The following is a 14,530-nucleotide window of genomic DNA, read 5'->3' on the forward strand; positions in this document are numbered from 1 at the left end:
ATGTCATTAAACAAAAAAATTTATTTGAGTTTGATCGGATTATTAAGTTTAGGTTTATTGATTTTATTAATCTTTGGTATCGCTCATTCTCGTCCACCAACTCAAAACCCATCATTAACTAAACAACCCTCATCAACACAACAACAAGAGATCGACAACCAAATAAAATTAGAACAAGTCAAAATCCAAGAACTCCAACAACAAGATCAAACCTTAAAAAATCAAATTGATGAAAATGTCAAAACTTTAACTGACATTATTACCAAAATTAAAACTCTACAAACTGAATTAACTAACAATCCGCAATTAACCCCAATCATTAAAACCCAAAAACAACAACAATTAACAGAACTGAAAAATCAACTCCAAACCCAACAAGCCTTAGTCAATAATTTAATGGAACAAAGGAAAGCGTTAAACCAAAATCAAAAAGAAAAACAAGAAGAATTAGAAAAATTAGCTCAAGAAAAAGCCCAACTTCAAACCCAAGAAAACCTCCAACAACAAATTTCCCACTTAAATCAAGCCCTTAATTATGTGGAAGCTAATCAAAAAGAATTGAAGAATTAAAAACGCAAAAGGAATATCAAAAAAATCAAACCGAATTAAAAAATTTCAAGGATTTTCAACTTTTCTTAACTGATCAAAAATTAGCTTTTGAAAAACAAAAGAAAAATTTAACTATCCAATTAAATCATTTAAAAGAAAACAAACCTCTTCCTCATACTAAAAAACAAGTGACATTCAAAGATGTTTACGGCATGGAAACCGAAAAAGAAGAATTAGAAGACTTATTAACTTATTTTCGCACGAACCAATCCTTAATTAACTTCGATCAAGTCCGCCCCAAAGGTTATTTACTCTATGGCCCTCCAGGAACAGGAAAAACCTTTTTAATCAAAGCCCTTTGTGGAGAAGCGAACGTTCACTTTATTAATTTAATTCCTTCTAAATTCCGCCAAAAATACATTGGCGAAGGAGAAAAAGAAGTTGATAAAGTGTGGCAAGAAGCAGAAAGTCATGATAAAACCATTATCTTTATTGATGAAATTGAAGGATTGGAAAATCGTAATGATTCTAACATTTCTTCAGGAGGAGTCAATGTGATTAATACTTTATTAGATAAATTAGATGGGTTTAATAGCAGTAATAAAAAAATTGTCTTAATGGGAGCGACTAATAACCTTCATAAAATTGACTCCGCTTTACGCAGTCGTTTCAGTAAAGAAATCTATATCGGTCATTTAAAAGATCATGAAATTGAAGGTTATCTAAAACATATTATTGTTCCTTATCAAATTAGTTATCATACTTTCTTAGCTTTAAAAGAGATTACCCAATTATGTCAAGGCAAAAACCTCTCTAATCGTGATTTAACCACCATCATCGAAGAAGCTTACAAAAAAACGGCTAAATGGGCTCAACAAAATCCTCAAACCCACGAAGTCATGTTACCTTCGGATATTGAAGAAGTCTTAAATTTAAAATTAAAAATGAAACCTGATTATAGTCAGGTTAAAAAAAGAAGAGAAGCTTGTGAAAACCAATACGCCCAATGGCGCGAAGGAATCCTTCAATATTTAGATAAACCTAAAGATGAAACCAAAACAGAAACCAACTTTACCTTTGATAGTTTAAACGGAATTAACTATTACAATCGTCGCTATTCTCAAATCCAATCTGATTTAAATTATATTAATCAGCAATTAACTAAAATACACCAAGAAAACAAAATTCCACAATTAGAACAAGAATTAGTAACCTTAAACCAAACACCTGAAAAATACGAACAAACCATTAAAGATAAAAATCAAGAAATTATTGACATTAAAAATAATCTTAAAACTTTTCAAACTCGTGAAGAAAATTTAAGAAAAGAATTAAAGCTAGTTGAAAATCGTCGCGAACTTCAAAAAGAACCCTCTAACCTCGCCAACTACATCAGAGAAGGTTATCCTTTCAATCGTTGGAACAATAAAGGGTTAACTTATGAGGAAACCTCTATTAATGGATTTAAATTTTCTCGTTTCAACACAACAATTGATAGCCAATTATTTATATATGTCGATTTAGAAAAACAATTCAAAGAAGACTCAAGCGGTAACTGTTTAATCCTTAAATACAAAGGTCCTAAACACTTCTTAGACGAAGACAAAGACTATTATCTTGGTAATGCTCATGTTTCCGACTCTAACTTTGAATTAACCAATTTCCATCTTCACTTTAACCCTGTCCGTAAAACTTTATCTCTTTACCAAGGCAAACATCACACTAAATCTCAAAATAATAATCAAAAATAATTCCACCAACATTAAAAGACTCTCATTTAGATTTTTTTTTATTTTAAAAAACTTTTAAAACCAAAGAGAAAGCGAGAAAACAAAATGAAAATTATTCAAAAATATTCACCTTATATTTGTTTAATAATTTTTACTTTAACAACAATTATCCTCTGTAACTTCAATAATCATAATTTAAAAGAATATATTATTCTTCAAAACAATCATTTAAAACAAAAAATTAATCTTATTGAAAAAGAAATCGATACATTCCGACAAGACACAAAAAGTAATTTTGAAAAATTCGATGAAGATTTAAATAATTTAAAGGAACTTACGATAAATCAAAATAAATCAAATCAAGAAAGCGAGCAAAAATATGTCAAAAAAAATAATTGAAACCAAAAAAAATCAATCAAAAAATAATAATAAAACAAATAAAAACACTAAAAATCAATCCAAAAACAATAAATCTAACAAAATAATTATCAAAAGAAAAACTCCAACTCCTAAAATAATTATCGAAACTCAAACTAACAAAGAAAACTTGTTGCTTAAAATCATTAAAAATTTCTTTAAAATCCTTATTTGGTGTATTCCATTATTATTAATTGGTGGGGCGATTTATTGGACGCTTTTCAAATTCTTTCCTGAAGTTTTAAACCAAATCAACACTTTTACAGCTAATGCCGCGACTAAAACTAAAGCGTTATACGATAAAGCCACGCAACCAATTCGTCAAGTTATCGAGTATATTTATAATAAAGTAACAGGTAATGATAAAGATCCTAATCATACTCCTTCACCGAAAAATAAATTAGGTTATTATCTAGCAACTACTTTAAGCGTCATCGGGATTTGTTTAGGTATTGGGAAAGTCGGTCATTGGTTAAAAAGTGGGAAGAAAAAAACCATTAAAAAAGGAACTAAAGCCATCATTCAAAAAAAAGCTACTTCCAAAATAGCGAATCTCGGTGGTAAAAACCTTAAAATTGGTAGTAAAGCTTTATTTTGGGTTTCTTTAGCTTCAACTGCTTATGAACTTTACCAATTTTATCCAGAAGAAACTAAAATCCCTAATCCACCACAACAATTAACCCATAAAATGGAAAATCCCCCAACACCAATCTTACAAGCGCCATTTATTCAACAATCATTCAATCCAACAATTATCGAAAAAGAAGAATCAATTTTAACTAATTATAATGAAGATAAAACAGAAACAAATCAAGAAGAAAGAGAAACTGGCAACCTTAACAATCCCTGATAAAGGTTCAGTTGAATCAACAACTGAACCTACCTTATTGCAACAAGAACAACTCCAACACACACCACCACTTGGCGAGGAATTAAAAGAAACTAACCAAACAACGGAAACACAACAATTAACACCTGAAGAAATCATCAAAGCCAAAAACTTATTAGAAATCCAACTCCAACAAGAAAAAATTAATAGTTTAACTTTAGAAACTCAAAAAGCTAATTTAGAACATGATCTAACTCAAAAACAAGAAGAATTAGAAAATAATCAAAAACTATCTCAACAAGAAAAACAAGAACTTCAAAAAGAAATCAATCAACAAACCGATAAAATCCGTTCTAAAGAAAATGAAATCTTTATCCAAGATCAAAAGATTAATCAATTAGAAACTGATCTGCACCAAGAAAAAACAATCAACACCGAAAAAGAAAAACAAATTAATGAATTAATCAACCAAATCAACGAACAAAACCAAATGACCGAACAACTCCAAAATCAACTTCAAGAACAAAAATCCTTAATTGAAACTAAAAACCAAGAATTAATAACCAATCAAGCTTTATCTGAACAAGAAAAACAAGAACTCCAACAGGAAATCAATCAATTAACTACTAATTTTCAACAAAAAGAAAAAGAATATCAAGCAACTATCTACCAAAAAGACCAAGAAATCGCCCACTTAAACCAAATCATCAACGAACAAGCAAATGAAATTAACCGTTTAAGCGAGGAATTAGAACAACAAATCGATAAATGGGTGAAACAAGGACTACATATTGAAGCCCTCGAAGGAACCATTAAAGCTTTAGAAAATGTCTCTGGTAAATATCTTGAAGAAAACGCCGAACTCCGTCATGAAATTAATAAACTTAAAGAACAAATAAAAGACGAACAAAAAGCCCATGAAGCAACTAAAGTAGAATTAAACAAAAACAATGATCTATTAGTAAAAAAAGAAGCAGAATTAACAAAAATAGATTTAATGATCAAAGCACAAGAAAACACCTATAGTGCCGCAATTCAACCTTTAAAAGTTTGTATTAAAGAAGATGTAAAACAAAGAATTAGGGGTGCAAAAGAAAAAGTTGAAAAAGTAACTTCTTGGTTCAAAAAATGGTTTTAATTAAAATTCAAAAGTCAAATGTGTTAAAATGTTGGTATGTTATAAATTATCCGAAAGGAACTAATCATGTTTAATATTAAAAAAATCATTAAATGGTTTTTTATTATTTTAGGGGTGCTTCTTTTTTTATTTATTGGTTTTTTCGTTTTAACCGAAATGGAAATCATTAAGTTACCAGAATTACCGAAAGAAGAAATCCCTAGTTTAAATGAAACCAAATTTGAAAAAATTTATGAATGGTATGACGATAATAAAAAATGTACAATGATTAAAGCTAAATACACCTTCGATGGTCTTAATGGAATCGGCTATTATCAACAACAACTTGCTAACAAAGAAAACATCGGATCTTTTGAATTGATGAAAATTCAAGAACGCCTCGAAAAACAAAAAGAACCTTCTAACCTCGCCAACTACATCAAAGACCGTTATCCTTTCGATCGTTGGAACAATAAAGGGTTAACTTATGAGGAAACCTCTATTAATGGATTTAAATTTTCTCGTTTCAACACAACAATTGATAGCCAATTATTTATATATGTCGATTTAGAAAAACAATTTAAAGAAAACTCAAGTGGTAACTGTTTAATCCTTAAATATAAAGGCCCTAAACACTTCTTAGACGACGACAAGGACTATTATCTTGGATGCGCATGGTTGGAAAATTCAGAATTTAACAACGAAAATTTCCACCTCTACTTCAACCCTGTCCGTAAAACTTTATCGCTTTACCAAGATAAACAGAATAATGATAAAGTCAATGAAGCCAAATATAATAAAAGAACAAGCTCTGACTGGTGATAAAAAAGAATAAAAATAAAAAGGAGATTTAATTAATGGTTAAATTAAAAAAACATTTACTATTATTTAATATTATTTTATTTATTAGTTTAGGATTATTATTAATAAATAATAATAATCAAATTATAGCAATGGACAAATTAAATAATGAATTAAATAAAGAAACAAATATTAATAAATGTCAAGAACAAATTCAACAATTAGAAAAAATAACAAAATATAGTAAAGAAGATGAAAAAATAAAAAATGATAATTTGGAAAAACAAAAAAACCATTTTTTTAAATTGTTTATAAAACAAATAGTTATAAAATTGATGTTTATAGAAATTAATATAAATTTTTAAACATAAAACAAGCAAACAAAAATATCCAAATTTACAATTATACTCAACAAAAAATTAAAGAAAAACACCAAATTAAAATCCTTGAAATAATTATGTACCTTAATCATTTTTTTTAAATATTCAATACATGAAGTTGTATAATAGTAATATATTCAAATTTTCATATTTGATAATTTATAACCATTATCAGAGGGATAAAAAATTAATAAATATTAGTAATTTTTTAAAAACACAATATAAAAATAATATCTTATTTAAACTAAACTATCTCTACATTATAATCCCATCTGAGGGATAAAAAATAAAAAAGGAAATCAAAAAAATGGAAATTAAATCATTTATTTTAATAATAAGTTTAATTTTGAATGTTATTTTAATGCTTTTCTCCATAATTAAAACAATACAATGTAACAAAAAATTAAAATTCAAAGATTTGACTGAAAAAGAATTTGAACTAAAATGTGTTGAATTAATATGTTCGGGAGAAATGAGTTTTGAAAATAATAAAAAAGTTTTAAAAGCAATGCAAAAATTACACAAAGAAATATTTTTAGATACAATTTCCAAAGCAAAAGAATAATCACAAACAAAGACCCTTCAGGGTCTTTTTATTTTCACAACGAAAGGAAACAAAAACTATGTTAATAAAAAAATCTTTTCATCTTTACCTAGCAATCTTATCTTTTAATCATCACTCTACTTTCATTTATTCCAATTATCACCATTTATTATGTCATTAAATTCTATCTTTTCACCGTTAAACTAAGTATTAACCAACTAAAACAAGGAATAGTGGTTCAATTTTATCAATATTTAACCACGAAGCAACCCAATCATGTGGAATTTCATTAATACTTGGTTAACTAAGTTAAATCATATCCTTCATAAGATAAGTAGTTCTTTCTTGACTTATCAAAATCAATGGTTAAATTTAGGTTTATTAACAATTATTTTATTATTTCTTCCTCATTTCTTATATCTAATTGATTTTCTTTTTAAATGTCTTTATCACCTTTTTCGTTTCTTTTATTATTTAGAAAATATCTTTTATTATTATTAAAGAAAATATTTAAAAAAGAATAATTATTATGCGCATCAAAAACTTAAATCAACCCACCAAATTATGGTATCAACATCGAAAAAAATATATTAACGCTTCTGAAATTGCTTCCATTACGGGGTTTAGATCCCTTTTCGTTCCATGGAACAATTAGTTCATAATAAACTCTTTGGGACAACCTTTACCGCTAATCAATATTACACACCCTCCATGGTCAAAAAATGGAACCAATCACGCGTCAATTTTTCATGCAAAAAACCAATTTAACTTTTGAAGACACCTTTTCACTGATGATCAAGTTAATCTTTTTTTCTGCATCTTTAGATAGCTACAATGAACAAAATCAAGTTGTCTTATAAATTAAATGTCCTTTTGTGAATGAAAACCAAGAAGACTCATCCACTTGGACTAGTTTTTTAATCAATCCTCAAATAAAAAATATCCCTCAATACTACTTGGGCCCAAGTTCAATGTCAACTCTATTGTTCGCAAACTAACTTCGCTTATTTTTTAGTCTATTTTAACGATCAAAACTATCATGTGGTACGGATTTATCAAGATAACAACTTCATTATCAAAATGATTCAAGATAGCGAAAAATACTTAGCTCTTTTAACCAAAGCCAAAGACGAATTAGAAAAAACCACTTATTTAAAACAATTAAGGAAAATCAAATAATTGATTAATACTTTTAGACCTTCAAATCGAAGGTCTTTTTTTATGCCCAAAATTAGAATCAAAGGAGAAAACAAATGAAAAAAAATATCAAAGAATTTATCGACAATGACGGATATAAAGTCGCTCAAAAATTCGATCAAATAACTAATAAGATAATTAAACAAACTCATTATTATCCTGGCGGGAAAAATATTAGTTCTGTACATGAATACGATCCAAATATTGGTAAACCTATTAAAGACATTTATTATCAATTTGACGGACAAACTATTATTAATATTTGGGAATATGATAAAAACACTGGTGAACGAATCAAAGCGACATTTTACCGCCCCGACGGAACTGTTAAATATATTATTAACTTTTAAATCCAACAAAAATCAAAAAAGGAGAAACAATCATGAAATTAATCGTTTTCGAAGGACTCGACGGGAGTGGAAAAACTTCTCTTATCAATTCGCTTCAACCCCAATTAAAAACCCCTCATCAACTGTATCAAGGTTTAGGAAGTAGTTCTCTTGGAAAGGAAATTAGAGATTTATTTTTAAATTTTCAACAAGTAGATTATCTCACTCGTTTTTATTTAAGTCTCGCTAATATGTCTCAAATCCAAGCGGAATTATTTAAAAAAAATCAATTAATTATCTTAGACCGTTGGTTACCATCTACTTATGCTTACCAATTATTTCCCTTGTCAAAGGAAAAGAAACAACTTTTCCCTTTAAAAAAGATCTTTCAGCTTAATCACGAAACTATCTTAAAAAAACCTGATTTATTAATTTATTTAGATATTGATCCTCTCATCGGAAGAACCAGAAAGAAAAAACAAAAAAATCATCAAAGAGATCTGATCGAAAGACAATCATTAACTTATTTTCAAACCGTTCGCCAAGGATACAATCATTATTTAACTAATTATACTAGCAACATTAAGAAATTAATCTTAAAAGGAAGTGATCCCATTCCATCTAATATTCAAAAAATTATGAAATATCTAGGAGAAAAATAATGGCTATTGTTATTAAGAAAAAATGTCAAAACGGTAATCTTTATTTTTATTACCATAATGGAAAAATTAAAACCATCAAACCTGATGGAACCATTACTTGGAAAACGAAAAAAATTAAAAAGAAAAAGACCTTAAAATAAGGTCTTTTTTTCTGAAGAAAGGAAATAAAGATGTTAACGAACGAAGATTTTTACCAAATTAAACAATTTAACACTAACACTCAATGTGTTAATATTTTAAAAAAACTTTTTCATAAATCATCATTTTTACTTAATTTTCATGAATATATGAATCATCATCACCATTTACTAGATCAATATTTAACTGATAACAACTATCACTCTCAAAGTCAAAAAGTGATCCGCGGTAAAATCAACGAATACCTCATTTTATTCTATTTTCAAAACCAAGGAATCATCAATTTATATCCTCAAGCTTATTTAATTTTTATCCCAGACATTAAATTTGATTTAGTGTTATTTACGAAAACAAAAAGAATCATCGCTTTTAATTTTAAAACATGTCTTCGTGATCGCTATAAACAAGCCATGGTAGAAGCCCAACAATTAAAAAAACTTGATACTCGTTTTGAATTCTATTTATTAACTAATAACACTGTGGAAACTCAAAGATTAAACCAGAAAATCACCCAAGGCAAAATTCTCGGTATTAACCAAGTGATCGATTGTTTTTCGCCTCCAGCGAATGTCTTTTTAAAAACTTTACTTACTCACCAATTCCTCCCTTTTAGTGATATTAACATGATTAAAAAATAATAAAGGAGTTAATATAAAATGTTAACCAACGAACAAAAAGCGTTAAAACAAATCATTTCCTATATGAACCAAAATAAAGCTGAGCAATTAAATTTTTATTTTCAACTTATTGATCCACAATCTTTTTTAGATAAACAACATACAAAAATATTTCAGGCCTTAAAATATTTAACTTTAAACCAGACAAATACTCATCCCTTTGATAAAATCAAATCTCAAACTGAGATAATCGAAGAATTACTCGCTTATCTTCAAACCCATTTCCCCCAAGATCACTTTACGAAAGAATCACTATCTTTTTTAAGTGATGATGTTAATGAAGAAAATAATCTTGATTTCTTAGATAATTTAAAACACACCTATACCCAAGAAAAACTGTTCCAACAACTCTTAAAAATTATTAGTCCTTCTTTTGAAAACAAGGATCCTTATCATCAACATCTATACTATCAAGAAATCTTTGATAAATTAAGAAAATTTATGTCCTTTATGCCTCATCCCTCCGATAAGACTTTGTTAACTTTAAATCAAATGGCTTCTTGTCATCCTGAATTTTTTGAGTCTGATCAACAAGCCAAACAAAAAATCCAAGAAGAATATTACCGCCTATCAGCAACTTTCAAAGGATTAAATCAAACCACGAAAGGCTTTAAAAAAGGTCAAATTATCACCATTGGTGGTTATACAGGTTTAGGAAAAACAACTTTTGTTTATAATCTTTTGTTAGATATCGCTAAAACTAAATATCAAGAAACTCATCATTATCCTCATCTCTTAGTTTTTTCTTATGAAATGACCTTAGAAGAAAATTTAAGTCGTTTATTAGCCCACATAACTAAAATTCCTTTAGATGTTATTTTAGATAAAAATTTCGAAGATTCAAACATCACACAACATAACTACACGGAAAGGATGAATAACGCTCAACAATTTTTTTCCCAACTTAATTTATCATTTAGTTACGATAAAAGCAAAAACATCGATTATGTCATTGATTTAGTTTATCGTTTACATTTAGAAAACAAAGCTGAAATCATCGTAATCGATCATTTACAAATCACAAAAGCAACAAACCACTTAGAAAACGATCGTCTTGCCATTGACGAAATCATGACTAAATTAAAACAATTAGCCATGGAATTAAATATTGTCATTATCATTCTCTCACAATTTTCGAGAGATACTTATAGTCATTACCAAGGTAAATCCCCTGAAATCACTGCTTTAAAAGGATCAGGAGGAATTGAAACTAACTCAGATATCGTCTTAATAATGTCTGAATTCCAACCCAAACTATCCAAAGAAAAAGAAAAACCATTGAATATCTATAATCAAGATTGCAATCAATTATATTTAGCATCAAAAAACAACGAATCTCAAAAAATCATTGAATTATCTATTAAAAAGAATCGGAGTGGTACCAAAAAGAATTTAGTTTATCACTTTGAAATGATCACTCAAACTTTCCAAGAAATCGGTTATATTTTACCTTACCCATTAGAAAGTTATTAAGGAGAAAACTCAATGAATTATCAAGATAAAATCAAACACATCCAAACTCATTTCCCCATGTCTGTTTTATTAAAAAAATTAAAAATTTTACCCCAAAACTTTAACATCAACCACCGTTTCCCTTGTCCGATCCATCAAGGTCAAAACCCAACTTGTTGTCATTTCACTTCTACTAATAAAATTCATTGTTGGAAATGTTGTAAAGATTACGATATTGTTGATGTTTATATGGAAATAAGAGGAATTAAAACCTTCAATAACGCCCTCAAAAGAATTAATAACTTTATGCAAACCCAAGAGTTTAAAACCTTAATAAAACAACAAAATTCAAGTCCTAATTTACCATCAAACCCCTTCAAATACCAATATCAACCTAAAAAAATTAACAACCCAATTGATGAAAAAGAAATTAACGCTACAAAAGCACAATTATTTAAAGAAATCTCCCCTTTATTCAATCAAATTAGAGATTATTATCATTATTTATTGACTTCTAACCGCAATAACGAAAGTCAACCAGAATTAACTTATTTAACTCAAAAAAGAAAACTCACTTTAGAAACTATTAAAGAATTTAAACTTGGTTACGCCCCATTATCTGATAAACCTTTATCTTTTCGTCTAGTAAATTATTGTAAAAAGCAAAATATCAATATCGATCAATTAGTGGAATATGGTTTTATTAAAGAAAAAACTAATCAACAAGGTAAAAAATATTTTCATGATACTTTCCATGGTTCCATTATTATCCCCATTGAAAATGGTTATCATCAAACTTTTCATTTTTATCAAAACCATTTTCGTGAAATTTCTTACTTTCAACCAAAATACCAAGCTTTAACTAATTTCAGTCAAACACCGACTTTTCATTTCAGTTATCGTTTTTTTGAAGCCTTGCCTTCTATCAAACAAACGAAAACCATTATTATTCATGAAGGTTTTTTTGATGTTATTAGTTGTTGGCAAAATGGTATTAAAAACGTGGTCGGTCTCATTTGTGTCGCTCAATTACTTTCTCAATCACAATTAGAAATTCTCAAAAAAGAAAATACCAAAGTAATTATCGCCTTAGATAATGACGAAACAGGGCGAAAACGCAGCGAAGCCTTAGGAGAACAACTTAAAGAAGCAAACATTTTATACGAAATCAGAAGGATTTTACCCCCTTACGATCAAACTTGTAAAGATGTGGATGATTTATTACGTCAATACGGAAAAGAAGCTTACCAAAAATGTTTTTTAGATCCATATCTCTCTTACAAAAAGGCCAAAAAGAAAATCATCGTCGATTTAGCTGTTCATTTCTTTGGAGAAGACAAAGTAGAAGTAATTAATTAAATTATTCCTTTTTTACACCAAAATATATAACATCTACACATATAAAATATTAACAAGTATATATACCCTAAATTTAACTATTTAGGGTTTTTATTTTTTATTTAACAATAAACCAAATTAAGGAGAAAAACAATGAAAAACGACACAAACCAAGAAATTAGAATCGGGGGCTGGAACACGAAAACCACCCCGAGCGATTTAAATCAAATTAAAAACTTTTTAAAAATATTAAAAGAAGATTTAATTAATCTCACTATTATTGCTCATTCTAAAAAGAAAAATACCTACCAAGAAGCCAATTACCGCCCCAAAAACCAAACTCTCTTTGTCGACCCGCAAATCTTAGAAGAAATGAAACAAACGAAAATAACCCTAATTAATAATAATTTTTCTTCTAGTAATAGTAAAACTATTACTTTCTAATTTAACCCCGCTTAAAAGCCAAAATAACCCCCTTAAAAACCTCTATCCTCTATTTCAAATTAACTACCAAGATGAAACTAAAAATCGTATTAAAGAATTAATCGGGAAAATTGATGTTAATAAATTAGAAACTTTACAATTATATCAATTAGAACCCCAAAAGCTGGATAAATATCAGAAACCCATAAAAACTAACTATAAAAAAGGGTTAAACATTATTTATTATCAATTGGAAGATTTAAAATACCTTCAATCTTTTTTAACAAAAGATAAACAAGGTTATCGGGTGAAAAAATTACGTCCTGATTATAAAAGATATTTAAAAAAATAAAAATCATAAAATAATTAACTTTCTTTTTAACTCATCATTTTATCATCCTTCGCTCATCATTTATTCATCATTTATTCATCATTTACTCATCATTTACTCATCATTTACTCATCATTTACTCATCATTTGACTTTTAAAATAATCTATATAAACATTAACTCATTGAAGGAGTGATATTTGATATTTTATATCGATAATGATAATGATACTCGATATTTGATATTATCGCATTATCATTTTTCATATCATTATTATTTATCGATATCATAAAAACCTCTTTTTAGATCATTTTATTTTTTTAATTTATTTTAATCATTAAAAAAACTTTAATTTTTAAACTAATTGCCTTACCAAGTGTTGAAATATATATCTATGAAACAAAAAGAAGAACGCGCTGAAGCGCTTATTTAGAGTTATAATAGTTGATATATTTAAAATAATTTAAAAAGATAATTGGTATTAAGATGCAAAAATTAAAACAAAAAATGAAATTATTACAAAAAATGATTGAAAAAATTAAAAAATTGATAAAAAATGGTTTTTCATTTAGTCAACCAATTCAATCAAACTCTTAATTTAACCACTATTTTAAAAACAATTCAAATCAAAAGAAGTACTTATTATTATTGGTTAAAAGTTAAAAATAAACTAAAAGAAAAAGAAGAAAAATATCTGTTACAACAAAAACGGATTAAAGCTTTATGTCTCCATTATCAATATTTTTACGGTCATCGGAAAATCACTAATTTATATCAAAAAACCTTTAACGAATTCATCACCAAGAAAAAAGTTTATACTATTATGAAAAAAAACGACATTATTTGTCGTTTAAGAATCAAAAAAAATTTTACTTACCGTAATTTAAAAAATAATCTCCAAATCATTCCTAATTTAATCAATCAAGAATTTGTGGCTACCAAACCCCTTCAAAAACTCTTTACTGATATTACTTATTTTAAAACTAATCAAGGTTTTCTCTATTTTTCTTGTATCATTGACTCTTTTAACAACCAAATAATTGCTTCACATGTTTCAAACCAACAAAATAAAAATTTAGTTTTAAATACTATTAAAAAATTACCTTCATTAAAAGAACCTTGTATTATCCATTCCGATCAAGGAAAAGTTTATCAATCACTTAAAATTCAACAAACTTTAATAAAAAAAGGTTTTTTAATCAGTATGTCAAGAAAAGCCACCCCTCGTGATAACGCCGTTATTGAAAACTTTTTCGGCCAAATGAAAACGATCTTACAATATCAACATCCATTTTTATTTCAAAAATCTCCTGATAAAATGAAAAAATTAATCAATTATTTTCCTAAATTTTGGAATACTAAGTGGATTTTAACCAAATTAAACCATTCAACTCCATCTCAATATGCTCAAAATCTGAGATAAATTTTTAGTTGAATGAATATAAAATAATATAACCTTGAAAAAGGTTACTTTAGTGCGCTTTTTTTGAAGAAAAATAGTAAAATTTAAAAAAATATCATTTTCTTTCATTTTGTTGACGAGTTTTTCACTTTTTTTACCTAACTATATAGTGTAAAGATAAAATATTAAAAAAAATATCTTTTGAAACTAAAGAA

Annotated in this window: 16 protein-coding genes and 3 pseudogenes; all 19 read left to right on the plus strand. The window is 27.4% G+C overall.

Features of this window, described 5'->3' with window-relative positions:
- The 19 genes and pseudogenes from RS022_RS00710 to RS022_RS00790 all read left to right on the plus strand — a co-directional run bounded on the left by RS022_RS00710 (position 1) and on the right by RS022_RS00790 (position 14,336).
- Positions 1 to 2,300: pseudogene (locus RS022_RS00710) on the plus strand (ATP-binding protein).
- An 84-nt stretch (positions 2,301 to 2,384) separates the two neighbouring features.
- Positions 2,385 to 2,678: a hypothetical protein gene (locus RS022_RS00715; protein ID WP_268849996.1), complete on the plus strand. Its 294-nt coding sequence runs from the start codon at positions 2,385 to 2,387 to the stop codon at positions 2,676 to 2,678.
- The gene (locus RS022_RS00720; protein ID WP_268849997.1) at positions 2,659 to 3,546 is read left to right on the plus strand and encodes a hypothetical protein; all 888 of its coding nucleotides are present in this window, start codon (positions 2,659 to 2,661) and stop codon (positions 3,544 to 3,546) included. The genes RS022_RS00715 and RS022_RS00720 overlap by 20 nt, the downstream gene beginning before the upstream one ends.
- The gene (locus RS022_RS00725; protein ID WP_268849998.1) at positions 3,485 to 4,663 is read left to right on the plus strand and encodes a coiled-coil domain-containing protein; all 1,179 of its coding nucleotides are present in this window, start codon (positions 3,485 to 3,487) and stop codon (positions 4,661 to 4,663) included. Before RS022_RS00720 ends, RS022_RS00725 begins: the two co-directional genes overlap by 62 nt.
- A 66-nt stretch (positions 4,664 to 4,729) precedes the next feature.
- On the plus strand, positions 4,730 to 5,464 hold the full coding sequence (locus RS022_RS00730) for an effector (protein ID WP_268849999.1): 735 nt from the start codon (positions 4,730 to 4,732) through the stop codon (positions 5,462 to 5,464).
- Positions 5,465 to 5,499: 35 nt separating this feature from the next.
- Positions 5,500 to 5,808: an SVM family protein gene (locus RS022_RS00735; protein WP_268850000.1), complete on the plus strand. Its 309-nt coding sequence runs from the start codon at positions 5,500 to 5,502 to the stop codon at positions 5,806 to 5,808.
- Positions 5,809 to 6,130: 322 nt separating this feature from the next.
- Positions 6,131 to 6,388 carry a hypothetical protein gene (locus RS022_RS00740; RefSeq protein WP_268850001.1) on the plus strand — a complete coding sequence of 86 codons (258 nt, stop codon included), beginning with the start codon at positions 6,131 to 6,133 and terminating at the stop codon, positions 6,386 to 6,388.
- A 255-nt stretch (positions 6,389 to 6,643) separates the two neighbouring features.
- Positions 6,644 to 6,868, plus strand: coding sequence for a hypothetical protein (locus tag RS022_RS00745; protein ID WP_268850002.1), 225 nt, complete (start codon positions 6,644 to 6,646; stop codon positions 6,866 to 6,868).
- A 28-nt stretch (positions 6,869 to 6,896) separates the two neighbouring features.
- Positions 6,897 to 7,022, plus strand: a complete 126-nt coding sequence (locus RS022_RS04215; RefSeq protein ID WP_420885764.1) for a hypothetical protein — start codon at positions 6,897 to 6,899, stop codon at positions 7,020 to 7,022.
- 67 nt (positions 7,023 to 7,089) lie between these two features.
- Entirely contained in the window at positions 7,090 to 7,227 is a 138-nt protein-coding gene (locus tag RS022_RS04220; RefSeq protein WP_420885765.1) for a hypothetical protein, read from the plus strand.
- A 15-nt stretch (positions 7,228 to 7,242) separates the two neighbouring features.
- Positions 7,243 to 7,365, plus strand: coding sequence for a hypothetical protein (locus tag RS022_RS04225; RefSeq protein ID WP_420885766.1), 123 nt, complete (start codon positions 7,243 to 7,245; stop codon positions 7,363 to 7,365).
- Positions 7,366 to 7,620: 255 nt separating this feature from the next.
- Positions 7,621 to 7,914 (plus strand): DUF2963 domain-containing protein, encoded by a 294-nt coding sequence (locus RS022_RS00755; RefSeq protein WP_268850003.1) that lies wholly within the window; start codon positions 7,621 to 7,623, stop codon positions 7,912 to 7,914.
- A 32-nt stretch (positions 7,915 to 7,946) separates the two neighbouring features.
- Complete coding sequence (gene tmk, locus RS022_RS00760; RefSeq protein WP_268850004.1) at positions 7,947 to 8,555, plus strand: dTMP kinase; 609 nt, start codon at positions 7,947 to 7,949, stop codon at positions 8,553 to 8,555.
- Complete coding sequence (locus tag RS022_RS00765; RefSeq protein ID WP_268850005.1) at positions 8,555 to 8,695, plus strand: hypothetical protein; 141 nt, start codon at positions 8,555 to 8,557, stop codon at positions 8,693 to 8,695. Before tmk ends, RS022_RS00765 begins: the two co-directional genes overlap by 1 nt.
- 30 nt (positions 8,696 to 8,725) lie before the next feature.
- Entirely contained in the window at positions 8,726 to 9,331 is a 606-nt protein-coding gene (locus tag RS022_RS00770) for a hypothetical protein (protein ID WP_268850006.1), read from the plus strand.
- Positions 9,332 to 9,349: 18 nt separating this feature from the next.
- A complete protein-coding gene (locus RS022_RS00775) occupies positions 9,350 to 10,843 on the plus strand; it encodes a replicative DNA helicase (RefSeq protein WP_268850007.1) in 1,494 nt (497 codons plus the stop codon).
- A 12-nt stretch (positions 10,844 to 10,855) separates the two neighbouring features.
- On the plus strand, positions 10,856 to 12,181 hold the full coding sequence (locus RS022_RS00780) for a toprim domain-containing protein (RefSeq protein ID WP_268850008.1): 1,326 nt from the start codon (positions 10,856 to 10,858) through the stop codon (positions 12,179 to 12,181).
- A 132-nt stretch (positions 12,182 to 12,313) separates the two neighbouring features.
- Positions 12,314 to 12,935 (plus strand): annotated as a pseudogene (locus RS022_RS00785) (phase variable surface lipoprotein).
- Between the two features lie 464 nt (positions 12,936 to 13,399).
- Positions 13,400 to 14,336: pseudogene (locus tag RS022_RS00790) on the plus strand (IS3 family transposase).
- Positions 14,337 to 14,530: the final 194 nt, after the last annotated feature.

It is taken from the genome of Candidatus Phytoplasma rubi (assembly GCF_026821955.1).
GTDB lineage: Bacteria > Bacillota_I > Bacilli_A > Acholeplasmatales > Acholeplasmataceae > Phytoplasma > Phytoplasma vitis.